This is a genomic window from Burkholderia sp. BCC0506 (assembly GCF_902833145.1).
GTDB lineage: Bacteria > Pseudomonadota > Gammaproteobacteria > Burkholderiales > Burkholderiaceae > Burkholderia.
Map to the genome: position 1 here is coordinate 167,975 of NZ_CADFEN010000003.1, position 16,248 is coordinate 184,222.

13 protein-coding genes are annotated in these 16,248 nt (G+C 68.3%); 5 read left to right on the forward strand and 8 right to left on the reverse strand.

Annotation, left to right across the window (positions count from 1 at the left end; translation table 11 throughout):
• Position 1 precedes the first annotated feature (1 nt).
• Complete coding sequence (locus tag HWX62_RS08150; protein WP_175929416.1) at positions 2–2,797, reverse strand: type VI secretion system Vgr family protein; 2,796 nt, start codon at positions 2,795–2,797, stop codon at positions 2–4.
• 477 nt (positions 2,798–3,274) lie between these two features.
• Between HWX62_RS08150 and HWX62_RS08155 the strand changes: the two genes are divergently transcribed.
• Positions 3,275–3,538 (forward strand): PAAR domain-containing protein, encoded by a 264-nt coding sequence (locus HWX62_RS08155; protein WP_006490523.1) that lies wholly within the window; start codon positions 3,275–3,277, stop codon positions 3,536–3,538.
• 36 nt (positions 3,539–3,574) lie between these two features.
• Positions 3,575–4,972, forward strand: coding sequence for a hypothetical protein (locus HWX62_RS08160; RefSeq protein ID WP_175985118.1), 1,398 nt, complete (start codon positions 3,575–3,577; stop codon positions 4,970–4,972).
• Positions 4,973–5,195: 223 nt separating this feature from the next.
• On the opposite strand, the gene HWX62_RS08165 is transcribed toward HWX62_RS08160, so the two are convergent.
• Entirely contained in the window at positions 5,196–5,531 is a 336-nt protein-coding gene (locus HWX62_RS08165; protein ID WP_175929418.1) for a hypothetical protein, read from the reverse strand.
• A 325-nt stretch (positions 5,532–5,856) separates the two neighbouring features.
• Positions 5,857–6,603, reverse strand: coding sequence for a MipA/OmpV family protein (locus HWX62_RS08170; protein ID WP_175929730.1), 747 nt, complete (start codon positions 6,601–6,603; stop codon positions 5,857–5,859).
• A 248-nt stretch (positions 6,604–6,851) separates the two neighbouring features.
• Between HWX62_RS08170 and HWX62_RS08175 the strand changes: the two genes are divergently transcribed.
• Positions 6,852–7,580 (forward strand): response regulator, encoded by a 729-nt coding sequence (locus tag HWX62_RS08175; protein WP_175929420.1) that lies wholly within the window; start codon positions 6,852–6,854, stop codon positions 7,578–7,580.
• Entirely contained in the window at positions 7,581–8,957 is a 1,377-nt protein-coding gene (locus HWX62_RS08180; RefSeq protein WP_175929421.1) for an ATP-binding protein, read from the forward strand.
• Here HWX62_RS08180 and HWX62_RS08185 read toward each other — a convergent pair.
• Together HWX62_RS08185 and HWX62_RS08190 are read right to left on the reverse strand one after the other, a co-directional pair.
• Positions 8,941–9,381: a nuclear transport factor 2 family protein gene (locus HWX62_RS08185; RefSeq protein ID WP_175929422.1), complete on the reverse strand. Its 441-nt coding sequence runs from the start codon at positions 9,379–9,381 to the stop codon at positions 8,941–8,943. The two genes, HWX62_RS08180 and HWX62_RS08185, sit on opposite strands and share 17 nt — an antisense overlap.
• A 46-nt stretch (positions 9,382–9,427) precedes the next feature.
• A complete protein-coding gene (locus tag HWX62_RS08190) occupies positions 9,428–11,452 on the reverse strand; it encodes an NADPH-dependent 2,4-dienoyl-CoA reductase (protein ID WP_175929423.1) in 2,025 nt (674 codons plus the stop codon).
• A 149-nt stretch (positions 11,453–11,601) separates the two neighbouring features.
• On the opposite strand from HWX62_RS08190, the gene HWX62_RS08195 reads away from it, so the two are divergent.
• Complete coding sequence (locus tag HWX62_RS08195; RefSeq protein ID WP_175929424.1) at positions 11,602–12,198, forward strand: PadR family transcriptional regulator; 597 nt, start codon at positions 11,602–11,604, stop codon at positions 12,196–12,198.
• 33 nt (positions 12,199–12,231) lie between these two features.
• Here the strand turns inward: HWX62_RS08195 and HWX62_RS08200 are convergent, their stop codons facing one another.
• The 3 genes from HWX62_RS08200 to HWX62_RS08210 all read right to left on the reverse strand — a co-directional run bounded on the left by HWX62_RS08200 (position 12,232) and on the right by HWX62_RS08210 (position 16,191).
• On the reverse strand, positions 12,232–13,212 hold the full coding sequence (locus HWX62_RS08200; RefSeq protein WP_175929425.1) for an NADPH:quinone oxidoreductase family protein: 981 nt from the start codon (positions 13,210–13,212) through the stop codon (positions 12,232–12,234).
• Positions 13,213–13,354: 142 nt separating this feature from the next.
• Positions 13,355–15,184, reverse strand: coding sequence for an acyl-CoA dehydrogenase (locus HWX62_RS08205; RefSeq protein WP_175929426.1), 1,830 nt, complete (start codon positions 15,182–15,184; stop codon positions 13,355–13,357).
• Between the two features lie 260 nt (positions 15,185–15,444).
• Positions 15,445–16,191: a response regulator transcription factor gene (locus HWX62_RS08210; RefSeq protein WP_175929427.1), complete on the reverse strand. Its 747-nt coding sequence runs from the start codon at positions 16,189–16,191 to the stop codon at positions 15,445–15,447.
• Positions 16,192–16,248 lie beyond the last annotated feature (57 nt).

Here is a 16,248-nt window from a genome sequence, read left to right on the forward strand (position 1 = left end):
CTCAGATCGCCTTGCCCGCGAGTGCGCTGCCCGACTGCATCGCGTGCAGCAGGCATTCGACACAGACCTTTTCGGGAAACTGCGGCAACGGCGTATTCAGTTGAGCGGGCCCCACGAATGCATGCTGCGCGGCATACACGACGAATTTGCCCGGGCAACCGAACGTGACGTCGCCACCTTCGATCGTCACGTGCGCCCCTCCGCTCACCGCGAGATGCACGGTCTTCTTCGCGGCGATCTCGACGTCCGCGCTCGCGGACGCGAGCGTCAGATCGTCGCGCGCGTGCAGGCCCAGCACATCGCGCTGCGCCTGCAGCGTCAGTCCGTCCTTGCCGGCGATCATGCCGATGCCGACACGCTCCGCATGGCTCGCACCGGCCAGCCAGCCGATGCCTTGCCCGCTGTGAATGCGCAGCTGCTGCGCAGCGGCGAGATTGAAGTCGCCACCGCTGCCGAGCGACAGCGTTTCGCCGGCCGCCCATTGCAGGGCCTGGCCGGCAACCAGCCCGTGCCCGCCCCGTGCCTCGATGCCGAGCACGGCGTCGCCCGTGTGCGGCAGTGCGTTGCCGGTCGACCGCTGTGCGGCGTCGGCCGACGCCTGCGTGTAGCCGTTCGCGCCGACCGTCGTCGCGAAGCTCTGCGCAAGCGCATCCAGCGGCGCGGCGCTGCCGTTCAACGACGACTGGCCCGCCTGCTCCACGCCGCGCTGTGCGGCGAACGGCAGCGTCCCATGCGTATCGGCCGTCTGGTCGAATCGCCGAACCAATGCGGTGTGCCGCGCGAGCAGCGCCTGCAGCGCGGACGCATCGCCCGCCGGCTGGGCGGCGCCGGCAGGCGCGTAGCTCGACACCAGCAGGCCGCGCGTCGCACGCATTGCACCGTACGCATCCGAGCGCAATTCGACGCCCTGGCCACGAAAACTGCCGAGATAGTTGTCCGCCTGATGGCGCAGATGACCGAGGTTCAGTTGCGTGGCCGCGTGCGTGGTCGCCATCTGCAGGCGTCCCATGCCGTCCGAATCATCGGCGACGAGCTGGTTGTGGCCATGCCCGTCGAAACCCTGGCTCTTGAAGCCCGACAGCGCGCCGGCGTGATTGTGACGATCGGTGCCGCCGCCGGCGCCATGCCACGCGGGGCTCAGCCCGCTTGCCAGATTGCCCTGCGCGCTCGGCGCATGATCGCCCGCCTGCGTGTAGATCGACGCGTCGAGCGGCTTGCCGGCCGCCCCGCCCGGCGAAGGCGACTCGCCGCCTTCGCCGCGGCCATTGAACAGGCCGCCGAGCACGATCGGCCGGTGGATCAGCCCATGGTGAAACTGCACGAGGACTTCATGACCGATGCGCGGCACCTGCTGAAGGCCGTGCCCGTCGCTCGCGAGCCGTTGTATGGCGCGCGTCGGATACGTACCCGCATCGTCTTGCGCCTGCCAGTGGAAGCGAACGCGCAACCGCCCCTGCGCATCGGCGTGCACGGGCCCCGTCGAACCGGGCCGTGCGTCGCCGGCCGGCCCGACGACGATCGCCGTCTGCGCACCCAGCGCCGTCGGAACCGGATTGAGTCGCTGCCCGGTTCCGTCGGCCAGCGTGGGCCGCCAGACCTGCGTTCGCGGCACCGCATCGAACCGGTTTGCATAACCGCCGGCCTTCGCTTGCCGAACCACGCGCGGATCGAGCGCCGCCGCCGGCAACGGCCCGAGTTGCCGTTCGATGGCCTCCATGACGGTCGCCGGCAGATTGTTGATCCCGACGTGCTCGACGCGCGTCAGCAGAAAATCCTCGGGCGCCGCGGCGCCGCGCACGGGCTGCCAGCCGGCATCGACGAGTTTCAGCGCGCGTCCTGCGCGCGCCGTGCGCAGCGTGCCGTAGCCGGTCCAGAAACTGGCGCGCGACACGATCGCATCGGCCTGGCGCCTTACCGTATCTTCCGCTTCGCGCAAGCTGTCGAACGCCTCCGGCCCGACGTCGTCGTAGAGTTCGCGCGCGCCCGCCGGCCGGCCGAGCGTCGTACTCGCGGTAGTCGCCCGGTTCACGCGATAATCGCTGCTGATCAGTGTGATGCGATCGGCCGTCAGCGACAGCGACTGCCCGATCCCGAGGATCACGTCGTCGGCGCCGGTCGCCGTCCCGCTCGAGCGGCGCGGCACCCCGCCGCGTCGCGCGGACGTATCGTCCTCGGCCAGTTGCGCGCTGTCGTCGAAGACCAGCATCGTATGCCCGGCAGGCGCGTCCTCGTCTTCGACGAAGCAGAACCCGAGGCCAGCCTCGGCCAGCAGATGCTGCACGAATTCGTAGTGCGTATGGGTTCGGTACTGCACGCGATACGCAGTGGGGCCCAGCGCATCGAGCCGCCGGCCAGCATCCGGCGTGAGGCGCCACCGCGCGATCCCGGCGTACGGCGCGAACACCGTGTCGAGCACGTCGGCAAGCGTCTGGTTCACAAAGGTTCGCTCGTCGCGCGCATGCGCGAGTGCGGCAAGCCACGGCACGATCCGGAGATGGTAGCGAGCGAGGCCTGCGTCGTAGCCCCTGCACTCGGCCTCGGCGACGAGACCGCTGCGCAGCGTCGTCGTGCCGTTCGCGAGCGTGGTGCGAATCGCGACACGCTGCCCGAGCATCGCGTCGAGATCCAGTGCAGGATCCGTCGACAGCGCATCGACGTTCCATTCAAAGAGATCGGAGAGCGATTCGCGGCCGGTCCAGCGCTCGATTTGAAATGCTGCAAGCGCGCCCGATCCGTCCAGCGAATACAGGCGATTGAATGCGCCAAAAAGCGACGCAAATTCCGTGATGACGCTCATGCGATCCCGCTCTCTCAGGATTTGACGTTTTTAAATAGATATTGCTGCGACGAACACGGGATGATGCACGATTGCCGGCATCGCGCGATCGACATGCCGATCCGGCGGGAAATGCGCGGGCTCCCCCGCAACACCGCCCGCTGTCTGGCTATACGCACGCCAATCGGATCAGGTGATGCGACCCCTATTGAAGCTTACTATTTTAGATTACGTCGCGGGGCTTCGCCATAAGCAAACAGACCTGGATTTAAAAATGCCGGCCTTGACGTGCGGCCATCACGCACGATAATGACGGCCTTCGGCTCGAAAGCTACATTACGGCTCAATCGAAACAGGCAATTATTGCTGAAAGGTAATAAATACCCGATTCAGCCGGAATCGATTCGAAAAACGTTGCCGATGACACGCGCGCCCTCCCGCACCGGGCGGCAAAGCCGCGCTGCATCGTCGATGATTCCAGCCAGGAGGCCTATCCGGATGACCAAACCCTTCATCGTCCTCGGGGACAAGCACAGCCATGGCGGCACCGTGACAAGCGCGTCCACGCTATCGTCGGTCGACGGCCGCGGCATCGCGCGCCGCAACGACACGGTGACGTGTCCGATCCATGGCCCGAATTACATCGTCGACGGCGACGACACAATGATCGTGCAGGGCGAAGGCGTCGCGCGCGACGGCTACAAGACGGCCTGCGGCGCCGTACTGGTCGCGAGCCGGACGGCGGGCAGCGACGGCAACTGATACACGACGCCGCAAGTCATGGGGGAATCGACGGAAATGATCACGCGATTGCGCAAGACGGCATTCGTCGCCGCGCTGTTCGTCGCGGTGTGGATCGCCGTGTTCGTCTGGTGGAAAACGACCCGGCATGCCCCCACCGCCAGGGAGTTGCTGCTGTGCGGGCTCGTGCTGCCGGCGGCCCTCGCCGTCTGCGCGGCATGGCTGCGCCGGGCGCTCGGCCCGCATCCGGCGCTCGCGGCCGCCGCACCGCCGAGTTCGTCCGCATCGACGGACGCCGCTGCCACGCAAGATCCGACGTCGCACACGTGGTCGGCCCTGCTGCTCGACAGCAGCGTGAGGCTGCCGACGGGGGCGACGACCGCAGACATCGATGCGGCGGCGCGGGAAGAGCGTTCCGTCGCGCTTCATCCCGAACTGCAACGCCCGGACGGAACCGGCGTATTCGCGAGCACGGTCGACTCGGTGTCGCTCGACCGGCTCGATACCAGCCTGCTTGCGCCCGACGCGCGGGAAGCGCTGCAGGACGAGCATTGGCGCGGGCTGCTGCTGGCCGCCGATGCACTCGACGAATTGCGCGAGCGTCATGCCGTGTTGTCCGGCGCGGCCGCCGACGCGCCGCCGCTCAGACTCCATCTGCTGATGCCGGAGCGCTGGCGACCGGTCGCCGCCACGCTCGCCGCATGGCTCGATGCGCACGCGGCGCGGGAAGCCGTCGCACCGGGCATCGTCCGTGCGCAATTGCGCACGGTCGCCGATCCCGTACAAGCATGGGCGGTCGTCGACGAACTGATCCAGGCGTTGCACCTGCAACCGTCCGGCGAACTGCACGTCGTCCTCGCGTTCGATTCCACCGCGAGCCAGGACGCAGTCGACGCGCTGGATCGCGCAGGCCGGCTCTACGGTCGCGATCGGCCGAACGGCATGATGCCCGGTGAAGGCGCATGTGCATTGCTGCTCGGCCATCCCGACACACCGCATGCGATGTCCGTCCCGTCGATCCAGCGGCTCGCGGCCGCGCGCCGCGCGGTTTCCGCCGATCACGGCAAGGCCGAAGCGACGACACTCGAACAGTTGCTGGCGGCGACGCGTACGCGCTTGTCGACGTTACGTCCCGACCTGTCGGCACCCGGATTCGTCACCGACGCCGATCAACGCAGCAGTCGCCGCACCGAAGTCGTGACGGTCAGCGAGCAGATCTGGGGCGATGATGCCGCCGAGCGCAGCCGCCACCTCGGGCTCGCCAACGGGGCGAGCGGCGCGGCGCTCGCGCTCGCTGCACTGGCCGTCGCCGCCGATCACGCGACAGAGGAAGGGCAAGCGGTATTGGCGGCATCGGTCAGCGACCCGCTCGCACGTGGCGTGATGCTCGTCACGCCGGCGATGACGGTCGACACCACGGTATCGGTGCCGCAATCCGGAACGGTCGCGGCGTGACATGACGCGCCGGTCAGCGCGGCGCGTCACGCGTCGTGCGAGCCCCGGTCGACGACGGTATCAAGGCGCCTGACCGCCGCGGACACCCATGCCGCTACCCGCGGCGATGAATCGCGACACACTGCGGCCGACCGATCGGTCGCGCGCGACGTGCATGCCGGCGATAGCCGCGCTCGCAAAAGCGACATCGGCCGCAACCGATTTTCGTCGGCGGCTGAATCCGTCACCCGCGCCGCACCCAGATCACTTTCCCGTCGCGAATGCCGAGATTGCGACGCTCCTCCCGGTAATCCATCGTGCCCGGCAACGACTTGCCGTCGCGCTCGAGCACGCGCCACAGGCAGCCGTCGAGCAGCGCGGTCGCATCGGCCTCGGTCTTGCCGACCAGCGCATCGTCGGGCGCGGCATCCGCCTTGCATACCTGCGCGGCGCCCGGCTGCAAAGGGGCCCTGGCCGCGCCGCCGGCGGTGGCGTTGGGGTGCTTCGTGTCCATGTCCGCACATCCTGAAAAGGTTGCGCTCGCAACGAGTGCAACGAGCATCGCGATCGTGTTCTTCATCGGTTTCTCCCTGTCGCGGCCCGGCGCGGCAGGTGCGGCATGCGCACACGCACCGGGCGTTGGATCCATCATGGGTTCTGCGCGCCGTCGGCCGGCCAAGCACCGTATCGCGCGATCCGTTCGAGTCGAATCGGCCCCGTGCAGCTGCCTCGACGGCCCGAAGCCGAAGCCGAAGCCGAAGCCGAAGCCGAAGCCGAAGCCGAAGCCGAAGCCGAAGCCGAAGCCGAAGCCGAAGCCGAAGCCGAAGCCGCCGTCATGTTACCGCACCGATCCGCGGCGGAATCGTGCTCCCCTTACGGGGAGCAGGCGAATCATGCCGACCGCGTCAGAACTTGTACGTGACGCCGGCCATCCCGTAGTAGTTGCTGCGCGTCTGCACGATCGGGCTGTCGCCGTAGCGTCCGAGCAACCGCGTGAAGCCGCTCGTCGCATGCACCGACCAGTGCCGCGACACGCTCCAGTTCCATGCGAGCGACAGCGTTGCGCTGTCGACCCCGCCGCTCGTCGAATACGGCCTGAAGCCGCTCGCCGCCGACTGTGCGTCGGTCACGCCATAGAACGTCTGCATGTAGCGCCCGGTGCCGGCATGCACGCTGCCGGTCACGACGATATCGTGGCGCCCGGCCTTGAACACCGGCACCGCGAGATCGACATGGCCGGACAAGCCGCGCGACGTATGCGTGACCGGCGCATCGATGGTGACGCTCAGTTCGCCGCCATCGAGCAGTTGCACACCCGCCCGCATGCCGACGAGCACCGAACCCGGGATCCGGCCCATCCCCTTCAGGTGATCCGAGCCCTCCAGGTCGAAACGGTTTTCGTCGGAACGGCCGGCGGAATAGCCGAGCGCCGCCGACACGAACACCCCGTTCGGCAGGTTCAACCGGTAGCCGGCGCCCGCCGCGGTGTCGATGAAGAACCCGTTGCCGAACATCGCGGAGAACGACGGCGCGACGACGGCGCGATACTGGTTGCTGCCCTGGTAGCGCGGAGCAAACCCGCCGCCGAGCGATATCGCGTACTGGTTTTCGGCGTGGGCAACGGCGGCGAGGGTCAGGCCGGCAAGCGGCATGCAATAGCGCAACGAGCGCAGCGAGCGGAAGGATGGACTCACGATGTCGATACAAGAGTGACGGAGCCCGAAGTCTAGATACGGCGGCGCGGCCGCACTGTCCTGAATCTGCGGCAAATGTGTGCTCAATTGTGATCGTTTGTTCCCGATTGTCGTATCGACGCCCCGGCGGCGGCCACGCCGGATAGAATTCGCGGACCGCGCATTCATCAGCATGGAAACGCTGAACGCGTGCATCCGAGGAGACCATGAACGACAATCCGCTCAAATACCGTGTCCTTCTGATCGAGGACGACGACCGCCTCGCGCAGCTCGTGCGCGAATACCTCGACGGTTATGAATTCGCGGTGACGGTCGTGCGGCGCGGCGACCTCGCCGTCGCGGCGGTGCGCGAGCACGCGCCGGCCCTCGTGATACTCGACCTGATGCTGCCGAATCTCGACGGGATGGAAGTCTGCCGGCGCATTCGCGCGTTCACCAACGTGCCCGTGCTGATCCTCACCGCGCGCGCCGACGTGTACGACCAGGTCGCGGGCCTCGAAACCGGTGCCGACGATTACGTGACCAAGCCGATCGAGCCGCGCGTGCTGGTCGCGCGCGCACGCGCATTGCTGCGCCGCGCACAGCCGCTCGCCCCGGAGCCGCCCGCCGACACGCAGCCGCATACCCTCGTGTTCGGCGAACTGACGATCTCGCCGCCGAACCGCACGGTCACGTGGCGCGGCGAACTCGTCGACCTGAAGACCACCGAGTTCAATCTGCTGCTGATCCTCGCTCGCGCGGCCGGCACGGTACTGAGTCGCGACGACATCCTGAAACAGTTGCGCGGGATCGAATTCGACGGCATCGACCGCTCGGTCGATTCCGGCATCTCGAAGCTGCGCCGGCGCTTCGAGGACGCCTCATCGGAGCCGCACCGGATCAAGACGATCTGGGGCCGCGGCTATCTGTTCAGCCCTTCCGCGTGGGACGAGTAAATGCTGCGCCCGTTGATCAAGCTGTATCTCATCGTGATCCTGTGCTGCGCCGCATCGATCGTGTTCATTCAATGCTCGTTCGACCGGATCTTCTACGAGCGCATGGCGCAGGCGCAGCGCGATTCGCTCTCCACCTACGCGTTCGTACTGAACGACTACCTCGAACGCCATCCGGGCGCGCAGCGCATGCTCGCGCTGCGCGCACTCGCGCAGCACGGCAACGAACGCTTCGGTTTCGTGACGATGGCCGAGGCCCGCGCCCAGCTGAGCGGCGCGCCGCTGCGGGATCTCGACGCCCGCAGGATCGCGATCAGCTACAACGGCAAGAACTACTACATGCCGCTCGCCGACGGATCGGTGCTGCATGCGCGCCCGATCGAGCCGGCCGACCTCGACATCAAGATCTATGCATACGGGATGATCGCGCTCGCGGCGCTGTTCGCCGTCGCGCTGTGGACCTCGTATCACTGGCGCGATCTGCGCAAGCTGCAGGCGGCCGCGCATGCGTTCGGCGCGGGCAACCTGTCGACGCGCGTGAAGCTGTCGGGCCGGTCGAACATCTACGAGCTGTCGCAGCAGTTCAACGACATGGCCGCACGAATCGAAGCGTCGATCAAGCAGCAGCGCGAGATGATGCACGGGATTTCACACGAGCTGAAGACGCCGCTCGCGCGCCTCGAATTCGGGCTCGCGCTGCTCGCCGATGCCGACGACAGCGGCCGGATGCGCGAACGCCGCGACGAGCTGCGGCGCGACGTGCGCGAACTCGACGAGCTGGTCACCGAACTGCTGACGATCGGGCGGCTCGAACAAGGCGCGAGCGAACTCGCGCCGATGGACGTCGTCGTCGATGCGCTGATCGACAGCGTCGCCGGCAATGTCGCGAACGACGTCGCCGATCGCGGCCTCACGCTCGACGTGTCGACGGCCGGCGCGCCGGCCACCCACGTCTGCGATCCGAAACTCGTCGCCCGCGCGCTGCTGAACCTGATCCGCAACGGCGCCCGCTATGCGTCGCGCACGGTGTTGCTGGCCGCCACCCGCGACCGCTCCGGCGCGCTCGTGCTGAGCGTCGACGACGACGGCCCCGGCATTCCGGCCACCGAGCGCGCCCGCGTGTTCGAGCCGTTCCAGCGGCTGGATTCGAGCCGCGACCGGCAGACCGGCGGCTTCGGGCTCGGGCTCGCGATCGTGCGGCGCGTCGCGCTCGTGCACGGCGGCGACGTGCGGCTCGAGGATTCGCCGCTCGGCGGCGCGCGCTTCGTGATCACGCTGCCCGTGCGCGCGCTGCCGGACAGCGTCTTCGACGTCGCGCAGGACGCGGCGAGCACGCACGCCGGCTGCGCCGTCGCCGCGCCGCTCAACCGCCGGTCTTGAACGCCGGCAACTGCTGCCCGAGCCGCGCGCCCATTTCCGCGCCGAGCGCCTGCAGTGCATTGAACGGCCGGATCATCACCTCGAATTCGACGATCCGGCCGTCGTCGTCGAAGCGGATCATGTCGATTCCCTTCAGCGCCTTGTCGCCGACGGTCGCGTCGAACTCCAGCACGACGCTCTTGCCGTCGTCGGTCGCGAACTGGCGGTGATACGTGAAATTCTCGAGGATCGTGATCACCGTGCGCAACGCCATCAGCAGCGCGGGCGCCGGTCCGTACGGCTTGAACGCCATCGGCGAACGGAACACGGCGTCCGGATGGACAATCGATTCCAGCGCGCCGAAGTCCTTGCGTTCGACCATTGCGTGCCATGCGTCGAGCGATTTCGCGACGGCGGGATGAAGATGCAGCGGGGATGGGGTCATCGAGCTCTCCAGCATCGTTGTTGGACGGAAAGGAAACGAATCGGCGTCAAAGGGCCGCGGCGAGCGTCGTGCCCTGGTGAATCGCGCGCTTCGCATCGAGTTCGGCGGCCTCGTCTGCGCCGCCGATCAGATGCACGCGGCATCCGGCGGCCTGCAGTTGCTCCGCCAGCTCGCGCGACGGCTCCTGCCCCGCGCAGATCACCACGTTGTCCACCGGCAGGGTCTGCTCGACGCCGTCGATCGTCACGTGAAAACCGCCGTCGTCGATGCGCCGGTACGTGACGGCGGACGACATCCCGACGCCGCGCGCCTTCAGCGCCGTGCGGTGAATCCATCCGGTGGTCTTGCCGAGCCCGTCGCCGACCTTCGACGCCTTGCGCTGCAGCAGATGCACATGCCGCGCCGCCGGTTCGGGCCGCGCGGCGCCCAGCCCGCCGGCAGTCGCATACGACCGGTCGACGCCCCATTCGCGGAAAAACCGGTCGGCGTCGACACGTTCGCCGCCGTCGCGATGAACGAGATACTCGGCGACGTCGAAGCCGATGCCGCCCGCGCCGACGATCGCGACGCTGCGGCCGACGGCCTTGTCGTCGCGCAACACGTCGAGATAGCCGAGCGTCTTCGGATGCCCGATGCCGTCGATCGGCGGCGTGCGCGGCACGATGCCCGTCGCGATCACCACTTCGTCGAATCCGCCCTGCAGCAGCATCTCGGCGGTCGCACGCGTATTGACGTGCAGCGCGATGCCGCGCAGTTCGATCTGCCGGCGGAAATAGCGCAGCGTCTCGTCGAACTCTTCCTTGCCGGGCACCTTTTTCGCGAGGTTGAACTGGCCGCCGATCTCGGCGCCCGCTTCGTACAGCGTCACCGCGTGACCGCGCTCGGCCGCCGTGACCGCGAAGCCGAGGCCCGCCGGCCCGGCGCCAACCACCGCGATCCGCTTGCGCCGCGGCGCGGGACGGATCACGAGCTCGGTTTCATGGCACGCACGCGGATTCACGAGGCACGACGTGATCCGGCCGCCGAACGTATGATCGAGGCACGCCTGGTTGCAGCCGATGCACGTGTTGATTTCGTCCGCGCGCCCTTCCCGGGCCTTGCGGACGAATTCCGCATCGGCGAGGAACGGCCGCGCCATCGACACCATGTCGCAATAGCCGTCGGCGAGCAGTCGCTCGGCGACTTCCGGCGTATTGATCCGGTTCGTCGCGACGAGCGGAATGCCGACCTTGCCCATCAGTTGCCGCGTCACCCATGCATACGCGGCGCGCGGCACCCTGGTCGCGATGGTCGGAATGCGCGCCTCGTGCCAGCCGATGCCGGTATTGAGGATCGTCGCGCCGGCTGCCTCGATCGCCCGCGCGAGCCGGATCACTTCGTCGAGCGTCGAGCCGCCTTCGACGAGATCGAGCATCGACAGCCGGTAGATGACGATGAAGTTCGCGCCGACGCGCTCGCGCACGCGCCGCACGATCTCGACCGCGAAGCGGATGCGGTTGTCGTACGCGCCACCCCACGCGTCGTCGCGATGGTTCGTGCGCGCGGCGATGAATTCGTTGATCAGGTAGCCCTCGGACCCCATGATCTCGACGCCGTCGTAGCCCGCATGCTGCGCGAGCGCCGCGCACCGCACGAAATCGGCGATCGTCTCGTCGACCTCGTCGTTCGTCAATGCATGCGGCGTGAACGGGTTGATCGGCGCCTTCAGCGCACTGGGCGCCACGAGCGCCGGGTGATACGCGTAGCGCCCGAAATGCAGGATCTGCAACGCGATCCTGCCGCCCTCGACATGCACCGCGCGCGTCACGACGCGGTGACGTTCGGCTTGCGCCTCGGTCGTCAGCATCGCGCCGCCCGGCGCCGGACGGCCGCGCTCGTTCGGCGCGTAGCCGCCCGTGACGATCAGGCCGGCCTCGCCTCGCGCGCGCTCCGCATAGAACGCGGCCATCCGCTCGAAACCGTTCGGCGCTTCCTCCAGGCCGACGTGCATCGACCCCATCAGCACGCGGTTCCGGAGCGACGTGAAGCCGAGTTCGAGCGGCGTCGTCAAATGCGGATAACGGGAAGCCATCGGGTGTCTCCATGTTTATGCAACAAGTTGCATGGATGGTAGCTCGCCACTCCCGTTTATGCAACATGTTGCATAAACATCGCCCGCTGCTTGTGCTGCGGCTCCGATATGGCAAGATGCGGTTCGTTCCGCAGCCTCTTCGATCCGACATGTCCCTGCCGCACGCGCTTCTCACCGCCCTCGCCGAACGGCCCGGTTCGGGGTCCGAGCTCGCCGACCGTTTCGATCGTTCGATCGGCTACTTCTGGCAGGCGACGCACCAGCAGATCTATCGCGAACTGGGGCGTCTCGAGGAAGCGGGATGGATCGAATCGCTGCCCGCCGAATCCGGTCGCGGCCGCAAGCGCGCGTACCGGATCCTGCCGGCCGGCAAGAAGGAATTGCGGCGCTGGATCGCCGAACCGGAAGACCCGACGCCGCTGCGCGAAGCATTGATGGTGCGCCTGCGTGCGGAAGCCGTGCTCGGGCCGGCCGGCCTCGAGGACGAGATCCGGCGTCGCATCGCGCTGCATCAGGAAAAGCTGGACCTGTATCTGCAGATCGAGGCGCGCGACTTTGCGGCGGCCGGCGATCCGGCGGCCGGCGATCCGGCGGCCGGCGATTCGGCGGCCGGCGATCCGGCGGCCGGCGATTCGCGCACGAAGCGCCTGCAGCACCTGGTGCTGCAGGCCGGCATCGCGAACGAGCGGTTCTGGGTCGAGTTTTCGCAGCAGGCGCTCGATACGCTGCGCCTGCCGAAGGACTGAAGCCGCTGACGAAGGACGCGCGGGGAAACCGGATCACGCATCCGGAAAGATCACCACCTTGCCCTTCACCTGCCGGGCCGCCATCCGCGCGATCGCGTCGGCCGCACCGGCGAGCGGCACGCGCTCGGTGATCGCCGGCCGCACCTTGCCGGCCGCGAACCATTCGGCGAGCAGCCGCATGTTCGCCGCATGCTGCGCCGGGTCGCGCCGCACCGCGTCGCCCCAGAACACGCCGAGGATGTCGCGCTCCTTCAGCAGCGCGAGATTCAGCGCGATCTTCGGGATCTCGCCGGCCGCGAAGCCGACCACGAGGAACCGCCCGCGCCACGCGGTCGCGCGCAGCGCCGCTTCGCTGTAGGCGCCGCCCACCGGATCGTAGACGACGTCGGCGCCGCGCCCGCCGGTCAGTTCGTCCACGCGGCGGCGCAGGTCTTCGGTCGCATAGTCGATCGTCTCGTCAGCGCCCGCTTCGCGGCACAGCGCGAGCTTGTCCGCGCTCGAGGCCGCCGCGATCACGCGCGCACCGAGCGCTTTCGCGATCTCGATCGCGGCGATCCCGACGCCGCCGGCCGCGCCCAGCACGAGCAGCGTCTCGCCCGCCTGCAGGCGCGCACGCTGCTGCAACGCGTGCAGCGACGTGCCGTAGGCGAGCACGAGCGCCGCGCCCTGCTCGAACGTCATGCCCGGCGGCAGCGCGGCGAGCTGGCGCGCATCGGCCACGCACTGTTGTGCGAACCCGCCATGCCCGGTAAACGCCATCACCGAATCGCCGGGGCGCCACGCGGTGACGCCCTCGCCGACCGCGTCGATCACGCCGGCAAATTCGGCGCCCGGCGAAAACGGCAGCGCCGGTTTCACCTGATACAGACCCTGGACGATCAGCGCGTCGGGGAAATTGAGCGATGCGGCCTTCACCTGGACCCGGACCTGCCCGGCAGCGGGCTCGGGGATCGCGACGTCCTCGATGCGCAAGCGGTCGATCGGGCCGAATGCGGTACACAACAGGGCTTTCATGTGCGTCTCTCTCCTTGCGCGGCGTGGCCGGGCATCGGTACGGTGTGCGGGATACTCCCGCGCGGCCGGTTCACGACGTGTGCGCGATGACCGTCGGCATCGGCGAGATCGTCGGTATTCCGGAATGTCGTTGAAGCCACGCTCAGAACCACGCGTCGCGCATGTCGAGCGTCGTCGTGTCGACGCTCGACAGCAGATCGAGCTGCGCGTCCACCTTCGGCAGTTCCCAGCGGAAAAAGTAACGGGCCGCCGCACGCTTGCCGTCGTGGAAATCGCCGTCGTGCCCGTGCGCGGCGAGCGTCACGTCGAGCCACAGCCACGCAACGACGAGATGGCCGAACGCTTCGAGATACACGCTCGCGTTCGCGAGCCGCGTCTGCGGATCGCCGATCGCGCTCAACTGATGCGTGACGTCGCACAGTCGCGTCCAGCGCTGCGCCAGCGCGTCGGCCTGCTCGCGCGTGCCGCCCTCCAGCGTCCGTGCGCGCTCGACGGTCGCGCCGATTCGCGCATCGAGCGCGCGCAGCGACGCGCCGTCGTCCTGCGTGACCTTGCGGCCCAAGAGGTCGAGCGCCTGGATGCCGTGCGTGCCTTCGTGAATCGGATTCAGGCGATTGTCGCGATAGAGCCGCTCGACCGCGTAGTCGCGCGTGTAGCCGTAGCCGCCGTGCACCTGGATCGCGAGATCGTTCGCGGCCAGACACCACTGTGACGGCCAGCTTTTCGCGATCGGCGTCAGGATGTCGAGCAGGCGCGCGGCATCGGCGCGCACCGCCGCATCGTCGTGCGCACGCGCTTCGTCGACCCGTTTCGCGCAGTACAGGATCAACGCGAGGCCCCCTTCGACATAGGCCTTCTGCGCGAGCAGCATGCGCCGTACGTCCGGATGCTCGACGATCGGCGCCTGCGGCGCGGCCGCATCCTTGCCGGCCGGCCCGAGCGGGCGCCCCTGCGGGCGGTTGCGCGCGTAGTCGAGCGCATGCAGATAGCCGGTGTAGCCGAGCGCCACCGCGCCGGCGCCGACCCCGATGCGCGCTTCGTTCATCATGTGGAACATGTAGGCCAGGCCGTGATTCGGCTGGCCGACCCGGTAACCGATCGCGCCCGCCCGCCCGTGCGGACGATGACGCGTCCCTTCGCCGAAATTCAGCAGGCAGTTGGTCGTGCCGCGATAGCCCATCTTGTGGTTCAGTCCGGCGAGCACGACGTCGTTGTGCTCGCCGCTCGCGCCGCCATCGGCGCCCGTCAGGAACTTCGGCACGATGAACAGCGAGATGCCGCGCGTGCCGGGCTGCAGCCGGCCGTGTTCGTCGGGGATCTTCGCGAGCACGAGGTGGACGATGTTCTCCGCCAGCTCGTGCTCGCCGCCGGAAATCCACATCTTGTTGCCGGTCAGCCGGTAGCGCGGGCCGAGCGGCGAATCGCCGTCGAAATCCGCGCGCGTCGCGATGTCGGACAGCGACGAGCCGGCCTGCGGTTCGGACAGGCACATCGTGCCGAGGAAACGCCCTTCCAGCTGCGGGCGGGCGAATGCGTCGATCTGCGCGGCGCTGCCGTGCGCGACGAGCAGGTTCGCATTGGCGACGGTCAGGAACGGATACGCGGCGGTCGCGATGTTCGCGGCCTGGAAGAACAGGAACGACGCGGCTTCGACCAGTTTCGGCAGACGCATGCCGCCGAGCGCTTCGTCGTGACCCGCGGCGATCAGCCCGGCGTCCGCGAACGCGCGCACGGCCGGCCCGACTTCCGGGATCAGCGTCACGCGTTCGCCGTCGAACTGCGGTTCCTCGCGATCGCCGCGCGCCGCGTGCGGCGCGAACAGGTCTTCGGCGATCCGCTCGCTCGTGTCGAGCACCGCGTCGAAGGTCTCGCGACTGTGCTCCGCGTAACGCGGCAGCGCGACGAGCGCTTCGGCGTCGAGCCAGTCGTACAGCAGGAACGCGAGATCGCGTCGCGACATCAACAGGCTCATCGCGACGCCCTCCGCGGATCCGGCGTCCGCCGCGCGCCGGCCATGCCACGCGCACGGTGGTCGATCGATGCAAGCTCCATCACGTCTGTCTCCTGTCGGGCGGCGCTCGGGCGCGCCTGTGGGCGCCGGTGGCCGGCACCGGATCTGTGGGTCGGTGACTGCGGGTGCTCGCAGGAATTTAGCACGGTCGTTCTAAAACGACAATGTGCGGCGCCCGACCGGCAACGGGGATGGAAGGACCGTGAAAGCCGCCGCTGCGCTCACGCGCCCGGCGGTGCCGGACCGTCGTCGCCGAGCGTGCCGAGCGGAACGAACATGTAGCCCTTGCCGCGCACGGTGCGGATGTAGCGATAGTCGCCGACGGCTTGCTCGATCAGGTTGCGCAGACGAAAGATCAGCACGTCCAGCCCGCGCTCGGAACGCCCGGCCGCGTTCAGCCCGAGCAGCGCGAGGATCTCCGTGCGCGACAGCACGCGCATCGGCTGCGAGATGAACAGCTCGAGCAGCGCGAACTCGCTCATGCGCAACCCGAGATCGTGCCCGGCGCGGGTCGCGCGCCGGTTCGCGAAGTCCACCTCGATGTCGCCGAAGGCGTAGGGTTCCGCCATGCCGGACGCGCGCGGCCGTTGACGCCGGTCCGGCGCGTGGCGGCGCATCGCGCTGCGCACACGCGCGACGAACTCCATCGGCTCGAACGGCTCGACGACGTAGTCGTCCGCACCGATCTCGAGCGCGACGACCTTGTCGACCACGTGCGCGCTGCGGCTGAGCACGATCACCGGAATGTCGCAGCCGGCGCGGCGCAACGCGCCGAGCGCGGTATACGCGGGTGTCGCCGGCCGCTCGACGCGCAGCACGATCAGCGCCGGCGGCGCCGCCGCCACGCAGGTCGGCAGCATCGACACGTCGTCGAGCGCCGCCGTATCGATCTGGGCACTGCGCAGCAATGCGCGAATCATGTCGCGCATGCACGGCGTCGGTTCTAGGACGAGAACGTGAGTGGCCATGAAAAATTGCCCGACACGACAACCTGGACGACACACGCCGGCGTCCTGCCGATCATG

Bases quoted from the DNA above. Each gene is read 5' to 3' on its own strand.
- HWX62_RS08165 (WP_175929418.1), bottom strand. From the start codon at position 5,531: ATGAAGAACACGATCGCGATGCTCGTTGCACTCGTTGCGAGCGCAACC.
- HWX62_RS08170 (WP_175929730.1), bottom strand. From the start codon at position 6,603: ATGCCGCTTGCCGGCCTGACCCTCGCCGCCGTTGCCCACGCCGAAAAC.
- HWX62_RS08160 (WP_175985118.1), top strand. From the start codon at position 3,575: ATGATCACGCGATTGCGCAAGACGGCATTCGTCGCCGCGCTGTTCGTC.
- HWX62_RS08190 (WP_175929423.1), bottom strand. From the start codon at position 11,452: ATGGCTTCCCGTTATCCGCATTTGACGACGCCGCTCGAACTCGGCTTC.
- HWX62_RS08185 (WP_175929422.1), bottom strand. From the start codon at position 9,381: ATGACCCCATCCCCGCTGCATCTTCATCCCGCCGTCGCGAAATCGCTC.
- HWX62_RS08210 (WP_175929427.1), bottom strand. From the start codon at position 16,191: ATGGCCACTCACGTTCTCGTCCTAGAACCGACGCCGTGCATGCGCGAC.
- HWX62_RS08200 (WP_175929425.1), bottom strand. From the start codon at position 13,212: ATGAAAGCCCTGTTGTGTACCGCATTCGGCCCGATCGACCGCTTGCGC.
- HWX62_RS08205 (WP_175929426.1), bottom strand. From the start codon at position 15,184: ATGAGCCTGTTGATGTCGCGACGCGATCTCGCGTTCCTGCTGTACGAC.
- HWX62_RS08180 (WP_175929421.1), top strand. From the start codon at position 7,581: ATGCTGCGCCCGTTGATCAAGCTGTATCTCATCGTGATCCTGTGCTGC.
- HWX62_RS08150 (WP_175929416.1), bottom strand. From the start codon at position 2,797: ATGAGCGTCATCACGGAATTTGCGTCGCTTTTTGGCGCATTCAATCGC.
- HWX62_RS08175 (WP_175929420.1), top strand. From the start codon at position 6,852: ATGAACGACAATCCGCTCAAATACCGTGTCCTTCTGATCGAGGACGAC.
- HWX62_RS08195 (WP_175929424.1), top strand. From the start codon at position 11,602: ATGTCCCTGCCGCACGCGCTTCTCACCGCCCTCGCCGAACGGCCCGGT.
- HWX62_RS08155 (WP_006490523.1), top strand. From the start codon at position 3,275: ATGACCAAACCCTTCATCGTCCTCGGGGACAAGCACAGCCATGGCGGC.